This window comes from Nitrospira sp. Nam80 (assembly GCF_965152575.1).
The window spans coordinates 1437132-1457338 of sequence record NZ_OZ224216.1 but is presented as its reverse complement, the minus strand read 5'-3'; the positions used below and the strand labels follow the sequence as shown (position 1 = coordinate 1457338).

Below are 20207 nucleotides of genomic sequence, written 5' to 3'. Positions count from 1 at the left end.
CATTCGAGTCCTGGCCGCAACAGGATATCGCGCGGAAGTCCGTTTGAAGAAGGCGGCGGCCTAATCTGGTTAAGGAATCTGATGTCAAGTTCCGACTGAGGACGATCTTCACAGGACAAACTTGATTTGCCCAATGGGGAACGGATATGAATGCGGCGCAAGAACGCAGCGAATAAGCTTGGGCAGCAGGTTTTTCTTTTGTCTGTTTTCTATTTCCTGCCATTCGCTCTTCTCTTTCTGGAATCATCTGCCCGGCGCACTGATACGCTCCAAGTTACCATACGCAAGTACGTTGATTGATCGGGGTAAGCGTTACGACGGAAAATCGCAAATGGGGTTCATATCGTTGATATCCCACGGCCTGAGCTCCATGTCAGTCTTCGTTGAAGCGGTGTTGATACGGATAATTATCGCGACGTGCATAGTTTCCGCCATTTGCCTTGTAATCATCGCGGCATTGGTTGCCATCAGAATGCTCTCGCTGTGGGTCACACCCGGATGGACGACGACCACAGTAATAGGCGTTGTTCTGATTTCGATACAATCATTCCTGTTGTCGATGATCTCTGTATTTGTAGTGTTGCAAGGACGGTCTACTATCAAAATTTCTCCGGCAAAGATGTATGGCGAGTTTATTCGTGAACGAGAAGTCTTTCTAAAAGACGCATTAGCGATAAGTGAAGGATGACGGCTGCAACTTCTCCCGGCACAGCGAAGGCTCAACAATGGCGCGCGACGGATCGCCCGCATTCCTCCATTCACGATCTACCTAGTTTTGATAGCTGGCGTGCTCAGATGATTTCGACATATCTACCGGCAGGCTCAACAGGCCCAACAGAAGCCCGAACAGCATCGTCCAGTGCAACTGGAGATTGTCGGTGAACATCTCTTCGCCGATGAGATTAACGACTATGAAGGACGGCCAGAAGGATAACAGCATTAATCCGATTCCCATCAGTGCTTTCGACTGCATACTGAGTTCCCCGGCGGTCACAACTTTCAGGGGAAGGATGAACAGCCAGATACAACCACTCAGTAAAATGGCCAGATTAATCACACCGCCCTTGACCAGCACGTCTAGAAAGAGGTTGTGGGCGGTCTGGAAATGAACGTGATCGTCTTCATAGGACAGTCCGATGACTTCTTCCAGGAAGCGCTTCCGGTCGTTCCCGATACCGGTGAGCAGCACCATCGGATGCTCAAATAAGTAACGCACGCTTTTCCCCCACAGCCACACGCGGGATTCGACGTTTCGCACTGAGGACGTACGTGTTTCATTCGTACTCAAGGGCGAAAACCTTCCCAGCGCGCTTCCCCGAAGCTCAAACCGACCTTCGGCTGTGTCTTGTAATCGCTGAAGAGTTGTGTAGGAAACCGGCGCATATGCGCTGACGCCCCAACTGCTGGCAGACACTAGGAGCAGAAGACAACTGATAAATCCTACGATGTGCGATTCCTTCAACACAGCGGCTCCACGCCAAAGAAGGGCAAGCATAAAGGTCAGCACGACACCGGACAGGAGAATAAGCGTGGTCCGCGAGCCGGTGTACAGAATCCCAGGAATTGCCGCCGGCCAGACCAAAAACACCTGCCATCGGGTGTACCACCGTGGAAGTCCTCCATCCATTCCTTTTACCAGCGCGAGTGCGATGCTGAACAAGACCACGAGCGCCAAGTACATGCCGTATGCGCCTTGACTAACCGTGTCGGTCCGCAAGACCAAGCCGTCGCCTGACAGCACTTCCCCGAACATTCCCATGACGAAATATCTCGGCTCGGATTCTGATCGGGCGTGCGCGAAGCCGGCGGCCGGATCTTGCATGAATCGAAAGAACGAATAGACCAAGGTCAGCAAAGCCACCGTCGGGATCATGATGTTCAACAACCTCATGACGCGAGACCCGTTTCTGATGACCAGCAACGCGGTAAAGGGAAGCGGGGCCAGATACAAAAACCATTTCACGAGCAACAACCATCCGGCCGGCTGCCACGATCCCGACCAAAAACTGTTGAAGGCCAGGCTACATCCCAAGCCGAAGATCACGAGTCCCATCAGCAGAACAGGCGGAGTGAGGATATTCCATTTCATCGACTCCGGCTGATGCCGTTGCCAAACGGCATCGAGCGCCGCCCAGATGGTCCACCCCCACGCGACGACCAGAAACGGAGTAAACGGATGCACGACGACGTCGGCGATGAGCCGGACCTTGAACAGGAGCGGAGAAAGAAGCAACAATCCTAGACAGATCAGTCCCGAGCGATCCATGGCGGACTGTCCGCTGTTAAATCGATCAAGCATGGAACAATGATGCGATGGGTGCATAGTTCCTCGCTTGACACATTGGATTCACTCCTGTCCCGTTGCGGTCACAAGATCGAGGGTAGGTGGAGGCTCGTAGGATAGCGGTTGCGTCCGGCCTGGACCTTTCTGAGCACACGAGACCAAACTCAAGAGGCCGAGCAAGAGCCCGAACAGCATCGTCCAATGCAACTGAAGATTATCGGTGAACATCTCCTCGCCTACCAAGTTGACGAGAATGAACGGGGGCCAGAAAGACAGCAGGACCAGTCCGATTCCAAGCAGAGCGCTGGATTGCGCATCGACCATCACGGTCTTCACGGCACAGCCGGCAAGTCGGACAAGCCAGAAGCAAGCGGCGACGAGAAGAGCCAGAGTCCCCACTCCGCCTTTGACCAGCACGTCGAGAAAGAGATTGTGGGCGGTCTGAAAATGAACGTGATCGCCTTCATAGGGCAGTCCGATGACTTCTTCCAGGAAACGCTTGCGGTCGTTCCCGATACCGGTGAGCAGCACCATCGGATGCTCGAGCAAGTAGCGAACGGTTCGGCCCCACACCCATACACGGGATTCCACATTGCGGACGACGGCTTGGCGCGGTTCATTCGTGAGCGGTGCGAACGTGCCGAGTGCGCTCTGTTTGATCTCAAACCGGCTTTTAACTGTTGCTTCAAGCCGCTCAAGGGCCGGAAATGAGACCGGCACATAGCGAAGAACGCTAAGACACGCGACCGATACGATGATGGACAACACCACGAATCGAATCATGTGTGCCTGGGACAATGCGGCGGTCACTCGGCTCATCAGCAGGATGACCATGATCACCAGAACTCCCAGCATGAGAACCAGCGTCGTCCGCGAGCCGGTATAAAGAATGCCCAGCATTGCCGCCGGGCAGACCAGCAGCGCCTGGCCGCGCCGGTACCAACGTGGAAGGCCCGAGTCCATTCCTCTCCATAAGCCGACGATCATGCTGAAGGTCAACACCAGCACCAGGTACATTCCATAGGCGCCCTGCCCGACTGTATCTGTGCGCAACACTAATCCCTCACTTGAGAATACCTCGCCGAACGTTCCCATGATGAAGTATCTCGGCTCGGATTCTGATCGGGCGTGCGCGAAGCCGGCGGCCGGATCTTGCATGAATCGAAAGAACGAATAGACCAAGGTCAGCAAGGCCACCGTCGGGATCATGATGTTCAACAACCTCATGACGCGAGACCCGTTTCTGATGACCAGCAACGCGGTAAAGGGAAGCGGGGCCAGATACAAAAACCATTTCACGAGCAACAACCATCCGGCCGGCTGCCACGATCCCGACCAAAAACTGTTGAAGGCCAGGCTACATCCCAAGCCGACGATCACGAGTCCCATCAGCAGAACAGGCGGCGTGAGGATATTCCATTTCATCGACTCCGGCTGATGCCGTTGCCAAACCGCATCGAGACCCGCCCAGATGGTCCACCCCCACGCGACGACCAGAAACGGAGTAAATGGATGCACGACGATATCCCCCGCCAGTCGCACTTTGAATATGAGCGGGGACAGCAATAACAGTCCGAGGCACAAAAGCCCGGCGCGATCCATAGCGCCTGGACCGCTGTGATGTCGAGCGAACATGAAATGAAGCTCCGGTGAGTCGTTAGGGTTCGACTGCGAGATTCTTCGGGTTAACCGGCGAGGTACCGCGAACTCTACAGACGGTGCCGGACCATGTCAACCTTCATCATCGCCATTGCGGAGGAACCATGTCCTCGATCCTTAACTACTCCGGCCGCTGACCCGCTCACCAAGGATCTCCCGATAGGCGCTATCAAGTTCATTCAACATACGAGAGCAGGTAAACTGCTTCCCCCGCACCTCCCGGCCTGCCATGGCCAAGGCCGTTCTGAGGGAGCAGTCCGTCGCCAAACGAATCTGCGCCGCCGCCGCGCCCGCGGCATCGCCGGCCGGAAACAGACAGCCCCATTCCTTCAGGACGTCCCGATTGCCGACCACATCGCTCGCCACAATCGGCACCCCTTGCTCCATGACCTCGAGCAGGACCAGGGGCAGTCCCTCCCACCGTGAAGTCGACACATAGAGGTCGAACCCTCGGATCAAACTGCAGGCGTCGGGGCGGGCGCCGAGAAAAATGACTCTTCCGTCTTGCCCGTGATCCGCCATCCGATCCTGCAAAAGACCCATTTCGTCGTGGGCGCCGTCTCCGATGACGACCCACACGGCGTTGGGGACTTGCGATGAGACCTCCGGGATCGAGTCCAGCAGGAGATCCAAGCCCTTGGCATAATCGAACCGCCCGATCCATCCGATCACAAATCGATCCGCCGGAATCTTCCATTCATGGAGCAGCACCTCGCGCGTCGGGGCATCACCGGACTCACCCGTTTCCTTTCTCATCAAACCGGAAATGACCACACGGGATCGGCGCACCGGAAGATGATGCGCCTTGGCCACATCCCGTTCACCCGGCGACACGTAGAGGACCGCGTCGAAGCACAGGCGAAACAGCAATTCGAAACACCAGGAGAACCCATAGTGCAAGCCGCGCTTGTAGGCATAGTGAGGTCCATGCGGCGTGTAGATGACAGGAATGCGCACCAACACCTTGACCCATACGGCGAAAAATGCGGCCCCGCGGCCATGCGCATGAATGGGCGCCGGTGCGCGCAGTAGCTCCTTTAAGAGCTGCCACACCGAATGGAGACTTGGCCGGCGCATGGGGAGGACTGAGACATCGAACCCCATCTTTTGCCAGATCTCGACGAACGGCTTTTCGTTGGAGCAAAAAATCCGCACCTGTTTTCCGGCTTCTTGTTGATGCCGCGCGAGCGCCGTGACATACGTCGGCCCACCTCCGACACCGGCCGTGGCCGTCATATGAAGGATACGATTCGGCAACCAGGCGGCCAGCGCGAGACCGCCGAGGCCGAGCATCAATCCGAACAGCATCGTCCAATGCAGCAAGAGATTGTCCGTCAATAATTCTTCGCCGGAGAAACTTACGATCATGAGCGCCGGCCAGAAGGCAAGGAGCGCCCAACCGATCCCGATGCGGCCGATCGCCCCGTTCTCTCGCGCCGAGATAATCACGTTCTTTAGGGCGGCCCAGAACAACCAGAAGCAGGCGGCCAATAGCGGAATGAGCGGAACGATGCCGCCTTTGATCAGGATGTCGAGAAAAAGATTGTGGGCGGTTTGATAATTGAAATTGTATCCTTCATAGGGCATGCCGATGACTTCTTCCACGAATCGCCGGCGGTCATACCCGATGCCCAGCACCATCGTGCCCGGATGGTGCATCAGGTAACGCACGGCCTGCCCCCAAATCCACACGCGAATCTGAAGATTCTTGACGGACCGTTTCGTCCGGTCGTCCTGCTCGTGAAGCAGCGGCGAGACCTCGCCGCTCGCGGTTCGTTCGATGTCCAACTGGCTCGTCAATGTTTCCTCGAGGCGATCAACGGTCGGCAAGGCCGCGCTGAGAGGCCCATGGAGAAGCAGCACCGGCATCGGCGCCAGGAACAGCAAGATCGCGCAGACGACACGACGCTGTTTCCCAAGATAGTCGCCCATGTTCAGCATCAGCAGCATCAGCAACATGACCAGCGACAAGACGAGCAACACGAGACTCGAACGGGAGCCGCTCAGAAGAATTCCGCCCATGATCAACGGGCAGAGTACGAACGCTTGGACGGCGGCATACCGGCGATTCACGAGCCCGTCCCATCCTCGGAAGATTGCGAGACACGTGCTGAAGACCAGCGCAAAAACCAAATACATACCGTAGGCGGTGTGCCCCATCGTGTCCGATCTGACGGCCAACCCATCGGTCGAGAGCGCTTCGCCCAATGTACCCATGGCGAAAAAAGCCAATTTCGCATCCACATAGGCATTGGTGTACCGGCCTTCGATCGCCTGCCACAGTCGGAAATAGGAATAGAGCAGCGTCCCGAATGCGGTCAGCGGTACCCAATAACTAATGAGCCTGATGACCTGAGCATGCCGGCGCAACGTGAGCAGCGCCGTCAGAGGGAGAGGCGCCAAATACAGCATCCACTTTGCGAGCAATAACCAGCCGGTTCCTTGCAGAGAACCGAGACGAATGGAATTCACCGCCAAACTGAACGCCAGACCACCGACGGAGAGCCCTAACAACAGAACCGGGACATTCCACGCCTGCCATTCCGGGATATACCATCCGCTTGTCACAGACGAAAACGTGCTGCGGCTGACCCACCAGACCCAGACCCATGCCGCAGCCAGAACAGGCACGAAAGGATGAACGACCACGCCGTCGGCGAGCCGAACCTTAAATACGAGAGGAGAGAGGAGAAGGAGCGCCAGTAACGCAAGCCCGATCATATCGGCGCGAGGCATGCCGGCCGTGGCCGGTTCCATGGCAGCATGCGGGGCGTGATGGCCGGCGGGTGGCTGTTTATTCATCGCGGAGGACCACGTCATAGATCCGCTCCAAGTCGGCAATATGGCGCTCAAGCGACCGCGGATTTTTCCAGTAGCGGCGGTAGGCGGCTTCCCCAAGCTGCCGGACAAGCTGATCATCCTGCAACCGGTCCATCACGGATTGAAGATGCCGGTCATCACCGCTCCGGAAGTGCAGGCCGGTTTCTTCCTGGATCACCAGATCGCGAGCGGCGCACGAGTCGGCCACCACGGAAGGAATCCCCAGCGCCGCCGCCTCCAAGACCACCAGTCCTTCGGTCTCATGCCACAGCGACGGGAATATCAAGGCCCGTGCGCCGGCTAGCTCCTTCACCACATCATCGTGGGACAACCATCCCGTCACCATGGATCTCGGCGCCAGCCGCCGGATCTCCGCGAGACTCTCGCCGTCACCGACAAACCGAACGGGCCATGGCGTCCGGCCCGCTACCGAAGCCAGGACATGCGGCCCTTTTTCGCGCGACATACGCCCCACCATGACATAGGCGCGATTGCGGGCAGGATCAGCCGGACCGGAACGCGTGACGTTGATCATGTTTTGCACGGAATGGAGATGGATGCCGGGCGGGAGAAACGGCTCCAGGATACGGCGGCTGAAATCCGACACGACAATGACGTGCTTGACTGCGTCGGGCAGTAAACCCCATCGTCGTTGAACGGTATGGCGGGCGACACGCCAGAGCTTCTGACCGTAGCCTCGCCGATCGCAACTTTCGAGGACGCAGGAGAGGGAGAGCGGCTCCAACCGGCAAACCTCATCTCGTGGATGATTATAGAACCCGCCGTTCGGGCAGACCGACACATAATCATGGAAAGTGCAGATCATCCTCGCCCCCATTGATAGAGCGGCGCGGACGACGCTGGACGACAGGGCCTTGTCCCATCCATGCACATGGACGACGGTCCGCCGCATATCCATGCGGCCGAGCAGATCCGTCATCATGCGAGCCGCCTTGACGTTCCAAATGCCTTGAACCACGGCTCTGGTTCGTCGCCGATCATCCCCGATGGCTTGCTGATCGGTGGATACGACCGTCACCGGACTTGCCGCGATCTCAGGAGCCACCGGCCCCACTCCCGCAAAGAGCGTGACCGCATGGCCATGCTCCGCCAAGCCGGTCGCGCTCGCCAGCGCCACGGCGGCATTGCCGCCGTTCACATGGGCGAAATCACTGACAATGACGATGTTCACGAGCGCCTCAATCTATCCACGTGACGGAGACTCGCAGAATGGCAAACATCTTGTCATCGTCAAGACCAGCCGGTTCGCTTGCGCGGCGATGAAAGACATGGGGTCCGGCCGGTTTCCGGCCCGCTAGACACCGAGCTCCGAACAAATTGTGTCCACGCGCCGTTCCCAATCGTGCAAGGAGGCGTAGCGCCGCAGCTCCGCGTGATTCGGGGGTTCTTCGATTGCCCGCTTGAGTGCGGGCACAAACTGCTCGGTCCCTCGGCAAAGCACGGCGGGGCTATTGAGATATCTCAATTCCTCCCACTCCACCGCCACGACCGGCAAGCCGCAGGCGAAATATTCATAGAGCTTGAGCGGATGGATGCTGCGAACCAATTCCGCATGATGAGCGACATCGAACGGAATCAGACCGGCATCGGCATGGTGCATGTACGGCGGCAAATCGGCATAGGACCGGCGGCCCAGCACATAGACATTCGACCGAGGCTGTAGCCGCTGCTTGGCCAATTCTTCCGGCCCAATGAAGACGAACGAGACGGCCGGCATCAGACTTGCGACTTCATTCATCAAGCGATAGTCGAACCAGAAATCCATCGCCCCCACATAGAGCGCGATCGGCCGCGGAATGTCCGCATACTCCGCCGGGACCGGGCCGGCGCCTCCGCTGAAATGCGCATAGTTTACGCCATTCGGCAGATAGGCCATGCGTCGAGGCGAAAAGGCTTTTACGTACTCTTCCAAACTCCTTGCCGCATACACGACCACATCAACCTGCCGAGCCAGTGTTGCTTCCAGCTTCAACACAGCCGGCGTAGACTTCGCGAAGCCGGAAATATTGTCGGTGACGCGATAGAGGCATGTCCGGGATCCGATCCTATGCAGCCATCCCTGGTGGATGACGCTGTCGCAATAGAGCAGATCTACTTCTCCAAAACCATGGCGGTGAAGCACGTCGATCAGTCGAGGCTGAGTGAACCATGACCACTGCTTCGCGACCCACTCGCTCTTGAGAAGAGGCCGATTGTTCGGCGTAACCATGGCTCCGGGCACATAGGTCCAGAGCCGCCCGTCGCAGTCCATCAGACCATCGGCGGCGTAGGTGTCATAGCGGATACGTAAGTCCCCCCGGTGTCCACCGAACAGATGCCAGGGAGAAATCGGATCGGAAATAAAGGCCACGTCCCAACCGGCTTTCACAAAGCCTCTGGCCAGATGATGGCTGCCGACTTGCAACGGGGACTGCCAGTAGTTGGAACTGGCCATCAGCAATCGCTTTCGACTCATTCCGTCGCCAGCTCCCTACTTGCGGGCCTTGATCGTGATGAACCACCCACCGGCATCGGGGAGCGCCCAAGCCAGCCGGGCGGGAATATTGTGCCGATCATAGGACGTCAGGATTGACGCGGTGTCACAGGTCGAAAACTGTGCGAAGAGTGTCTTGATCTCGGCATGGGTGTAGGCCTTCGTGCCGGGACTCTCCATGTGCCGGGCCACGACATCGGACAGGGTGCGCCAGGGCTTGCCCCGCAAGAGGCCATATTTCACCCAGAGCTTGAGCGCCACCGCCGAATATCGCGCATATAACATGCCGAGAAACAGGCCCGACGGTTTGAGCACACGTCGGATTTCCTGAATAACGCGATCCGGATGCGCCGAATGGTGGATGACGCCCCAAGAATAGACGACATCGAACATTCCATCGGCAAACGGTAGTTCTTCCGCGTCCAGACGTCGCAGGATTGAATCGTATCCGTAGAGGGCCAGATGCGCCCTCGTAGTCTCGATGGCGCGGTCGGTCAGATCGACGCCATAGCAAACAGCCCCGGCCCTCGCCCATTGGAGATGGTCGGTGCCCGCGCCGACCCCGACTTCCAGAACGGTCTTGCTTCGATGCCTGGTGAACTGAGCCACCGCATGAATGAAGGGCTCAACGGCGTAGCGATGGCCCTCGATCCGCTCGAACCACGCGCGGCTGAATTCCCTCTGTTCACCCACGATGGATTTGCCCGTGCCGCAGGCCTCGACATCCCAATACCCGCGCACATCCTCATTCTTCATACGCTGTTCCATTGCTTGACGGAATGCGGCATGGCATCCGAATTCGCCGCGCCTTCCGCGGTCATCGCGACGATGCAGTAACGGGACTGCGGCCGGCCGCCGCACAGAGGGTATCCCAGAAGGCCGTACGCACGGTCCTCGCGTCATGATTGGCCAGTGCGACATGCCGCGCCCGCCGGCCAAGTTGTTCTCGAAGCGGTTCATCAGCCATCAGTTTTTTCAGAGCAGCCATGAGACCCGCTTGTCCCGCTGAAGCCACCACATACCCCCATCCCTCACGGGCCGCATAGTCGGCCGTCGCCACCTCACCGGGAGCATACACGAGTATGGGAGTGCCTGACATCATATAGGCCGGGGCCTTAGTGGGTAGGGACAGCCGGATATACCGGGCGCTGCGGGCATCGAAGTTATAAGGCAGTACCAGCAAATCGGCGCCCGCCAAGAGAGAAGCGATGGAAGCCGGGTCCGGAGGGCCGTCAATATGTAGAGCCGCACACGGGATCCCGCAGGCCTGCAGGTAGGCGGATTCATGCCGCGGGGCATGAATCCGCAATTGGATGGAAACGCCCTCGGCCGACAGATCGGCGACCGCCCGAGCAATATCCAGAAGACTCTCTCTCTGCCCGTCCGGCACGATAGAGCCCACATAGCGGATGAGAAATGGACTCCCGGCCTTCCAATTCGTTCTGGAAAAAGGCAGCCACCGCTCGGTATCGAGCGCATTTTGAAAGGAGAGAAACGTATGGCCGTAACGGCCTTCATACTCGCGGCACATCGGGTCACAGATCGCGAGTCTGACGGCGGCTTGATCCAGCACCTGCGTCAACGCGCGCCGCACCATCGGCCCCGCAATCGGCGCCAGCCATCCTCGCCTGTATAAGACAGCCGGCCAGTCATCCATCATGTGGACCACCAAGGGAATCTGCAATTGCTGCGTCAGCTGCCGTGTCAAATCCATTTGTTCCAGAGAACCGAGAAAGCCGTAGAGCAAGGTCGGCCGAAAGTCCTGCACCCACGTCATGAGCCGATCGGTCAAGCGGGCATACTTCGGCACCCCCTCCCCCATCCCCTTCTTGATCAAGGCGAGCCAGCTTCTCGCGTGAGAGGGCTTCCGGTTTCCGGCTTGCTCACCGCCCGGCTCGCCCTGCTCTTTCATATGCCCGTACCAACGCCGCACCAACGAAAACGGCCGGCGCCATCGAATCTCTTCCTCGGTCAGACGATAGAAATTGTGACACACGCTTACGTCTTCCGGCGTGCGATCCTCATGCAGATTGGCGATCCGCCCGCTCGGCCACCCGTGAAAGAGATTGGTCAAGGTGATGCCGCCGCCGCTGACAAGATTAAAGTTGTTCGACGTGACGATTAGGATGCGGGGGAAATCATGGCTCACGCAGCCTAGCCCTCCTCCGCTTGAAGGAGATACATCCAATCGGCAGCCCATGTCATCGGCAGCCGATCGGCTGCTTCGCTATTAAGACGATACAGACGTTCCCGGAACGGCATCAGATCAAACAGATTGTCCACATACGGTCCGCAAAGGACCGTTCTGGCTTGGCGGTCGGCGATTCGGAACCCCCCTGACGAAAACAACGATTCCAACCGGGCCAGCCTGAAAAATTGAACATGCTTTGAATCCATATTGAGAAAGCCGATGGCAGAGTCCCGTTCAGATAAGCGGCCGCCGGATGTTCGATCATCCGCGGAACGGCGGAAGGCCCGGCGGACTTTTCGAAGCACCTGATTCATCCCCATTCGATCGAAGAGCCGTTCCAGCGCTGAAAGCCATTCGAACGACCCATACCCATTGGGCGTCGTGATGATGAGGCCTCCTTGTTCGCGGACCATGGTCCTGATCTGCCGGAGAAACGGCAGCGGCTCATGCACGTGTTCGAGCACTTCGGAGCAAATGACGAGGTCGTATGTTGTCCCTTCGCGAATCAATTGGTCGATGTCCGCAACTCGAAATGCGAGATTCGGCAATTGAAAACGGTGCTTCGCTTCATCGATCGACTGAACATGGTAATCGACGCCGAGTACGTGATGACCGAGACGCGCCAGCGGGTAGGTCACATGATCGCCCGTCCCGCAGCCGTAATCGAGAATCGACAATGATTCTTTTTCGCGCCACCGACAGACGCGGCTTGCCCACCGTTTGAGGATGTGCAGCCGTTTGACGATGCCGTACGGTGTTTCGGCGAAGGTCGGGGCCTCGTCTACAGAACCTGAAATGGGCTGTGCGGTCATACCTGTTGCAATGCATCCAGCGCGCGGGACGGCCGGCACAAGTCGGCATAGAGGGCTTCAAACCGGTCCGTTTGCAGATCCATGCCATATTCCGACTCGGCGACATCGCGGCAGATTACCTTCATGCGCGCCCGAAGTCCGTCATCATCGAGGATAACCTCGATGCCACGCGCCAGGTCGTCCGCGTCTTTGTAGCGGGCGAGATACCCGGTCTTCAGAGGCCGCACGGCGTCGGAGACGCCTCCAACGTCAAAGGCCACAACTGGTGTGCCGCAGGCCAGGCTTTCGAGCACGCCGTTGGGCAAATTATCGGCCAACGACGGGTGCACGAACACGTCCGCCGCCGAATACATGGCGGCAAGAAGCTGATCGTCCTTCATGGTCTCGACCGCGGCCACCGGCACGGGGACTATTCTTTCCCATTCACGCGCCTCGTGCCCCACCACCAGGAGACGGAACGGCTTTTTGGTCCTGCTGCGCAACCGGCTCAGCGCCTCCACGAGAACCGTTCCGCCTTTGCGATAGGCTTTCGTCTCCACGGAACTAAACAACACCACCGGCTCGTCCTTTTGCAAGCCGAAGACCTCCCGCGCCGCCGCACGACTGATTGGTCGGAAGATGTTCAAATCCACACCGTTGGGAATGACATGCCGCGGCCAATGGCCGACCAGCGGACTCTGCGCCGCCAGCCCGGCAATCCATCGCGAAGGAACGACCAAATGGATATTGGCCCGCTCGTATAACCGTCGCTTGATCCGCCAGAGTTGCGCCGTCCGGTCGGTCCGTAGCGCCGGATCATCGGCCAGCAGCGGGCAGGACCCGCAGCCTGTTTTCCACCGCTCGCAGTCATAGGCATAACAACAGTGGCCCGTGAAGGACCACATGTCCGACAGGCGCCAGACGATCGGTTTCTGCCGGCTGGCCGCCCCTAACACGGAATGGCTGAAATAGCCGCCATGCGTGTTGTACAACTGCAGAATATCGGCGTCGCGAAACCAGGGATGGCGCAGCAGATTCCATGATGACGGCAAGAAAAGATATTGCAGGCTCATGGCCTCCGTGACCCGCTTGGCGGCCCAATCAGCGGCGCGCCAGGGCAAGCTCCGCCAGATCGGCCCCACGTCCGGCACCCCGATCACCTGCGTCCCCACCAGCATGCGCGAGATATGGCCGCGCTGCCGCAAACCGGCGTGGATGCGATAGGCGGCGCGACCAGACCCGCCCAGATTGTATTCAGTGCTGATGTGAAGAATATTCATCCCTGGGTCGTCACATCCCAGCGGCCCGAGCCGTGCCGTTTCCGAGCACTCCATTCCCCCCCAACCGCACCCGCACGTCGATCAAATTCGCGCGCTGAAACCATTTCGTGACCGCTTGCTCGGTTTGCGGATAGTCGTAGGCCGGCGCCAGTGCATCAAAGGTGTCGAGGATTCCCCACTCGATTAGGCTTTCTCGGGACAGGGGAAGATAGCGGTAATTCCAGCAAGGAACCAACAGTCCCAATAACCGGCCGATCACCGGAATCCGCTTGAGGAAGGTATCGAACGGCAGCCATTTCGGTATGTACCATTGAATGAAACGAAACAGCAGGTCATGCGGGATGCGCGTCGTCAGCGGTCGATACAAATATTTGCTCTTGTACGGTTCGATCGCCCAATCCTTGTGATAGACATCGATGGCAATCTTTCCGCCCGGCTTCAAAAATGAATTGAGATTCATGAACGACGCCTCGGGGTCCGGCGTATGTTGCAGCACGCCATAGCAAAACACTTTGTCGAACGAATGGCGGCGAAACGGAATCCGATACAGATCCGCCTGCACCACGCAGAGATGCTCATGCGGGCCGTTGTTCGCAAAACAGGCATCCACGGCTGAGCTGAGATCCACGGAAAACACCTGGGCGCCCGCGTCCAGCATAATCTGCGTGAACCGGCCGGCACCGCATCCTGCTTCCAGGATTCTGGCCCCTTTCAGTTCATCGGCCGACCAACCGGTTCCACTGTAGAATCGATCGCGCGATAACGTGGTCCCGTTGAATTTGTCGATCTGCGTGCGCCGAAAGTGATTCCACTGTTGACCAAAATTCTCCGTATAGCCGCTGTTCGGGACGAACCGCGGCACATGATTCCGTATCGGAATCGTTTCTCCTCTCATCGAGCAAATCAATTCTCCAGTCCTGATCTCGCCGTCCCTGGCGATAGCACCGGACTTCAATTCCAATCGTTCATGGTCCTTCGGACAGATTAAATCGCGAATGAATTCTCGACGCATGTCACTTCCACACCTACACCTTCGTTGACCACATACGGCCGGTATGTCCCCGGTGTCTCCGGCTACACGGGACCGCCGGCGCCCGGCCCCGGTGCGCCACCCGAGCACCTTCCTACCTTAAAATGGTGTACACAATTGGAATGTGTAGGCAAGAGTGACTTTGATCCATCGACGGAGCGGATTATCCTGGGGTGAGCCGGCCGATATAAAACAGATGGGGTTCATCCGCCTCCGCTTTCCGGCCATGGATCACCCGGCGCGCTTTTCGAAGCAGGCGGCCGTACCAACGGGCGTCCAGCGTAGTCGCCTGACACAGACGGGGCTCGAAACCATACTTTCTCAACAAACCGACGAGGTTCTCTGGAGAAAATGAGCTAACATGCTGCCAGGGATGAAACACGCAGCCGCAGTCCGGGCACACAGTCTCCACCTGTCCCAAGTCTTCATTGTGTGGAGTCGTGAGCACAAGATGTCCACCCGGCGCGAGCAATCGACTGACCTCCTGTAGCGTCTCATCCCGCTGCTGGGGAAGCAGATGCTCCACGACTTCCACCAAAAAGATGACATCCAGGCTGTGTGATTCCACGGAAGACGGCAACTCTGATGCGACTGTCACTCCGCCGAACGTCTGATAGTTGTGGCAATTGCCGCGGGCCTTTTTCGCCGATTCCTCAGAAAACTCCAATCCCGAAGCGTGCAAATGCCGCTCTAACATTTTTTTTAACAACAGCCCTGGTCCACATCCATAGTCCAGAATCCTCGCATCTCTCAATGGAAGATACTGCTCGGCGACCGTAAGAATGCGATCGCCGAACAACCCGCTGAAGTAGGACCGCTCGGCATGAGGCGTGCTCGTCAGATACGACCAAAAACGTCCGACCTTTCTGGCATCCCATTCCACTCGATGGATATCAAAATTCGAAGGACCCATTGATCCTCTCGGTCCTACCGGCATAAATCCTGCCAGGAGAATGCGGGGCACTCGACGGCGCCCTGCTCGATAAACTCCACATGCCAGAGTTGGAACATGAGCGCAGTCCAGATCTGCGCATGATAGTCCGCCCTCCCTTCCAGGTGAGGACGAACGAATCGGCTGTAGAATTCCGGTTTAAATAGATATTGGCGGGCGAGCCGTTCCGGAGACAGGAGGCGTTCTGCAAGCGGGCGCAACCTTCCTCGCAACCATTGCGCGACAGGAATCACGAATCCGCGCTTCGGAGCCGTCAACAGATCCTGCGGCAAAACACCCCGAACCGCTTGCCTCAACAAATACTTCGGGTCACCGGGCTTCGTCCGGACCTCCGGAGGGATCCGCATCACCAATTCGATGAATGTGCGGTCGAGAAAAGGGACCCTCGCTTCCAGGGAATGCGCCATTGAAAAACGATCCGTCATGAAGAGAAATTCTTCCGGCAATTGGGTTTGCATCGCAAGCTGCATCAGGGCATTCCGCGGATGGGCATCTTCCGCTTCACGGCAATAATCCCGCAACAAATCAGCCGTGTCCTGCACCAGATGCCATTCCACCCTGCCGGACAGAACAGCCGCCCGCTTCATCGCGTCGGACAGGTAATAGAAGGCGTGAACATACTCCCATCGAAACGGATCTCGGGCGATGTGCGATAGGTTTTGCCAACGCTCTCTCGAACGCCAGCCGATGATTCGTTCGGGAATCAAGGCGGACAAGGAACCTACGGCGCGCCCACAGAAGTTGGTCCACCCCGCGTGCTTCGACCCTTCAGCGCCCTCCGCCCATCGAGCGGCATATCGCTCCACCCCGATAAAGCGTCCATAATCTCCGAACAACTCATCGCCACCCGTTCCCGTCAGTCCGACCTTTACCTGCTGCGACATAAATTGAAAGACATACCAGGAGGGCAGCCCCCCGCCATAGGGTTCGTCGAGGTGCCACACCATTTTCACTAAATCCCGGAGTAGATCCTCAGGCCGAAGAATCATTTCATGGTGGTCGGTTCCCCATCGTTCCGCGACTTTCCTCGCAAGCGGAAGTTCATCGAACGATTCGGCCTCGCTGCCGGCAAATCCGAGCGAATAGGTCTTGATCTGCCGGTGTCCTGATTCGGCCAGCAACCCGACAATACCGGATGAGTCCAGTCCTCCGGATAGAGAACACCCGATCGGCACGTCGCTCAAACTCCACCGTTGAACGGCCTCTTTCAGCTCGAAACGTATGAGATCGCTCCACTCATCAGGCGAACGATTTTCTTCTTGATGAAAGCGCGGCCTCCAATACGGGCGAATGTCCAACCGCTCTGAACCGAGCTGATATTCAAATGCATGGCCCGGCGGCAATCTCGACACACCGTTGAACATTGTGTGCTCCCCGGGGACGAATCGCAGCGTCAAGTAGTGGAATAGGCTCGCGCGGTCGAGCTCTCGAGTCACGGCCGGGCTTAGCAGAAGACTCTTGAGTTCCGATGCAAACGTGAACTGATTCGGAGTCTTCATATAGTACAGCGGCTTGATGCCCATGGGGTCTCGCGCGCCAAAGAGCAGGTTCCTCCGCCGATCGTACAGGACAAACGCAAACATCCCATTCAGATCGGCCAGCAGGTCCGCCTGCTTCTCCTCATAAAGTCTCAGCAGCACCTCTGTGTCGGAGTTCACCGTCGTGAACCGGTGATTGCGGCGTTCCAATTGCCGGCGGAGATCCGGGGCGTTAAAAATTTCGCCGTTATAGACGATCACAATCGACTGATCCTGGTTGGTCATGGGCTGGCGTCCATGCTCAAGATCCATGATGCTGAGTCGCCGCATCGCAAGGGTGACTCGATTCACGGGGTCGTGATAGATCCCATGGTCATCGGGTCCTCGATGCTCCTGCAGGCGGTTCATCGCCGGCACATGGCTGTGGTCCGATCCCCCGGCGACTCCGACAATCCCGCACATGTTATGGTGATCGGAACGGAATCGTTCCGCATGCTCCTCTGCGTCAATCCGGTGACGAGGACAGAAAATCTTCCGTACCGCTACGCACCCATTCGGCAAACGCGCGCAGATCGGGCGCATTCCGGATGTCGGTCCCTGTTGATTGGACCTTTGTCGAAAGGCTGGCTCGTTGGTCTCGCTGGTACTCGAGTGTCACGGTTTTCAGTGTGAGCGGACGAAGCTTGAACAGCCCATAGGCGAAGCGTTCCGCCAAGTTTCGTTCCGCATCGGATAAGGGAGAAATCTCTTCGACGCAGGCAAGTTGCTTCAAGTATTCGGCCTTCGAATCGGAATCGATCGTGAATCCCAAACGATCGAATCGACCCGTACCGGCCGTCAAGACCGGAATCCCCAAGCTGGCTGCTTCAATACCCACGGTTCCACGCACGGTCACGCAATAGTCCATCACTTCAAACAGCGAGAGGGTGTTGATCGGGCTGTCGGGAGGTACCATGGTGACGTGCGCAGGCAGCGTCCCGATATGCTCGCGGATGGCTGCCAATTCCGACGGCTCTCCTGTCACGCCGTCTCTGGCGTTTTTGATGAGATTCGCAGGGTGGACTTTCACGATCCAATTGACCTTCGTATTGGCACAGGCGGCTTTGATGGTCTCGACAAACCACGCCTCATAGGTTCCGAACAAATCGGTTCCCCAGAACAGCGTGCCGTCCCAGAAAATGTGTGAAAAGATGACTGCGGTCTTCTTCGCCTGGTCCAATTTGAGGACCAGGCGGACTTCATCCGCCGCAAAGGTCCGGGTATGAAACTGAGTACCGACCTCGCTATACCATTCGCCTCTGGTGTAACTGCCGATTATCTCCTCGCGGAGATCCTTGCGCTGCCGTTCGCTCCATGGAGATACTTTGATGTTCTCCCAGCTCTTCCGGGACAGCGACGCTGGATGACAGTCCTCACCCCCGGCCGTATAGCGCTTCAACATCAGGGTGTTATTCTTATGGGCGGCATTCCACGTGATCGTATCGACTCCGGCGGCCCGGCATAGGTCAAACAATTCGCCGCGCGGAGTATATCCCGGATCGATGGACAAGGCGAGCCGGGGCCGCACTTCTGCCAGAACCAGCCGAGACATCTCCACCGCTTGGATAGCGCGGTTCAAAAAAGGAAGGACCGCTCGGCGAATGGATTCGACTTTCAAGTCCAATCGCCCGACACGGAGATGGCGTAAGGCCGTGGAGGCTGCATACTTGCCGACACGGACCCCCCCGTACTGCAACCCAATGAACTGTTCGAAGGTTTCAACGGAGGCCAGCAACGAAGCCGCGAGATCCGGTTCGCCGCATGCATGAAAATCTTCCCAGTAATGCACGGCCTCAATGCCCGCTTCTCGATAATAGCGACCCGTCCACCGATCATAGTCCGCCAGCACAACCGGTCGAAACCCGCTCGACTCGCACGCTTTAGCAAGGGCCAGTTCAACAATGACGCCTTGCCGTCCTAAGTTTACGACAAGAAGCGGCGGCGAGTCGGCCGGTAAGGCTATTTGTGGAAACAAATGGCGATGATTCTGGGTGAACGCGGCGAACGCCTCTCGTTCTTTGGATTCCTCACGCCGAAACCCATCGTCTGTCAACCACTTCGCTTCGTACCAAATACCGCGCAAGGATTCCAATAAGCGGGCACGGTTCAGGAGCCTCTTGAAAGATGCTTTCGACTCATGCCAACTCATAGGTAAGCAGATCTCAAATCCGTGCTCTGGCCGTCTCACGTCATCTCATCGACAAGGTAAGGCAATTCCGTGCTCTCCCACTTCTCAAACACACTCTGCGACTCGAGGATGCGACGGATTCCGTCCTCAAGCGAGGTCTTAGGCGCGAATCCCAGCAGCCGTTTGGCCTTGTCGCCTGAACAGTACCGGCGATGGATTTCCCGGTCCGCATGGCGGTCCGTGCTCGTAAAATCCTCGGCATAGCGTATCTCTACGTTCGGATTACCGCCCGCCGCAATCACGAGGTCCGCCAATTCCTTGAGCGAAATCGGCCGCTCGCTGCTGCCCAAATTGATGATCTGTCCCGTCGCCTCCGTCCTGAGCAGCGCATCCACGACCCCACGCCCGGTGTCCTCGCTATAGCAATAGGACCGGACCTGATCGCCGCTCCCATTGATCACGATCGGCTTGCCGGTCATGGCATTGTAGATAAACCGCGGCAGCACAAACTGCGCCGCCTGGTAGGGCCCGTAGGCATTGAAGAACCGCAGGATCACATGCTCGAAATCGGGATAGCGTTGAGCGTAGCCGATACAGAGTTCTTCGCCGGCCAGCTTGCTAATGGCGTAGACCGTCTTGCCCTGGGTCATCGTTTCTTCGGTGATCGGATTCTCCAGCGGCTCCCCGTACACTTCGGAAGAAGACGCAAAGACGAAACGTTTGATCCGATGTTGAATGGCGCAATCGAGCACGTGCTTCGTGCCGTCTACGTTAATTTCCAAACAACGCAACCGATTCACTTCGGTCCGCCGGACGCCGAGGAGTGCGGCCAGATGGATGACCGACCCGCACCCATCCATGGCTTCCCGAATCGAGGACACGTCGAGGATCGATCCGTAAAACACCTTGACGCGCTTGGGTATGGCTTGCCTGATTCGGGCGATTTGCTCGCCGAGGTCCAGCACATGGACCTCGATCCCGCGGCGATCCAATTCGCACACTACTTGAATACCGATGCAACCGGCCCCGCCGGTGACCAACACTGGAGCATGCATAAGAAG

General features: G+C 57.7%; 14 protein-coding genes. All 14 read right to left on the bottom strand.

Going from position 1 to position 20207, the window contains the following annotated elements; genetic code table 11:
* Positions 1–769: 769 nt before the first annotated feature.
* Positions 770–2323, bottom strand: a complete 1554-nt coding sequence (locus ACWGXE_RS06770) for an O-antigen ligase family protein (RefSeq protein WP_447602377.1) — start codon at positions 2321–2323, stop codon at positions 770–772.
* Positions 2324–2347: 24 nt separating this feature from the next.
* Positions 2348–3919 carry an O-antigen ligase family protein gene (locus ACWGXE_RS06765; RefSeq protein ID WP_447602376.1) on the bottom strand — a complete coding sequence of 524 codons (1572 nt, stop codon included), beginning with the start codon at positions 3917–3919 and terminating at the stop codon, positions 2348–2350.
* Between the two features lie 141 nt (positions 3920–4060).
* Positions 4061–6763 carry a glycosyltransferase gene (locus ACWGXE_RS06760; RefSeq protein WP_447602375.1) on the bottom strand — a complete coding sequence of 901 codons (2703 nt, stop codon included), beginning with the start codon at positions 6761–6763 and terminating at the stop codon, positions 4061–4063.
* Positions 6738–7955 carry a glycosyltransferase family 4 protein gene (locus ACWGXE_RS06755; RefSeq protein WP_447602373.1) on the bottom strand — a complete coding sequence of 406 codons (1218 nt, stop codon included), beginning with the start codon at positions 7953–7955 and terminating at the stop codon, positions 6738–6740. The genes ACWGXE_RS06760 and ACWGXE_RS06755 overlap by 26 nt, the downstream gene beginning before the upstream one ends.
* Positions 7956–8078: 123 nt before the next feature.
* Positions 8079–9239: a GumK N-terminal domain-containing glycosyltransferase gene (locus ACWGXE_RS06750; protein ID WP_447602371.1), complete on the bottom strand. Its 1161-nt coding sequence runs from the start codon at positions 9237–9239 to the stop codon at positions 8079–8081.
* Positions 9240–9254: 15 nt separating this feature from the next.
* The gene (locus ACWGXE_RS06745; RefSeq protein WP_447602370.1) at positions 9255–10013 is read right to left on the bottom strand and encodes a class I SAM-dependent methyltransferase; all 759 of its coding nucleotides are present in this window, start codon (positions 10011–10013) and stop codon (positions 9255–9257) included.
* A gap of 61 nt (positions 10014–10074) precedes the next feature.
* Positions 10075–11406 carry a hypothetical protein gene (locus ACWGXE_RS06740; protein ID WP_447602368.1) on the bottom strand — a complete coding sequence of 444 codons (1332 nt, stop codon included), beginning with the start codon at positions 11404–11406 and terminating at the stop codon, positions 10075–10077.
* Positions 11407–11411: 5 nt separating this feature from the next.
* Positions 11412–12260: a class I SAM-dependent methyltransferase gene (locus ACWGXE_RS06735; protein ID WP_447602366.1), complete on the bottom strand. Its 849-nt coding sequence runs from the start codon at positions 12258–12260 to the stop codon at positions 11412–11414.
* A complete protein-coding gene (locus tag ACWGXE_RS06730; RefSeq protein WP_447602365.1) occupies positions 12257–13519 on the bottom strand; it encodes a glycosyltransferase family 4 protein in 1263 nt (420 codons plus the stop codon). The genes ACWGXE_RS06735 and ACWGXE_RS06730 overlap by 4 nt, the downstream gene beginning before the upstream one ends.
* Before the next feature lie 10 nt (positions 13520–13529).
* Entirely contained in the window at positions 13530–14531 is a 1002-nt protein-coding gene (locus ACWGXE_RS06725; RefSeq protein WP_447602363.1) for a methyltransferase domain-containing protein, read from the bottom strand.
* Positions 14532–14712: 181 nt separating this feature from the next.
* Positions 14713–15462, bottom strand: a complete 750-nt coding sequence (locus ACWGXE_RS06720; protein ID WP_447602362.1) for a class I SAM-dependent methyltransferase — start codon at positions 15460–15462, stop codon at positions 14713–14715.
* Between the two features lie 14 nt (positions 15463–15476).
* On the bottom strand, positions 15477–17441 hold the full coding sequence (asnB, locus tag ACWGXE_RS06715) for an asparagine synthase (glutamine-hydrolyzing) (RefSeq protein WP_447602360.1): 1965 nt from the start codon (positions 17439–17441) through the stop codon (positions 15477–15479).
* A gap of 43 nt (positions 17442–17484) precedes the next feature.
* A complete protein-coding gene (locus ACWGXE_RS06710) occupies positions 17485–19206 on the bottom strand; it encodes a capsular polysaccharide export protein, LipB/KpsS family (protein ID WP_447602358.1) in 1722 nt (573 codons plus the stop codon).
* A complete protein-coding gene (locus tag ACWGXE_RS06705; RefSeq protein WP_447602357.1) occupies positions 19203–20201 on the bottom strand; it encodes an NAD-dependent epimerase/dehydratase family protein in 999 nt (332 codons plus the stop codon). Before ACWGXE_RS06705 ends, ACWGXE_RS06710 begins: the two co-directional genes overlap by 4 nt.
* Between the last annotated feature and the right edge of the window lie 6 nt (positions 20202–20207).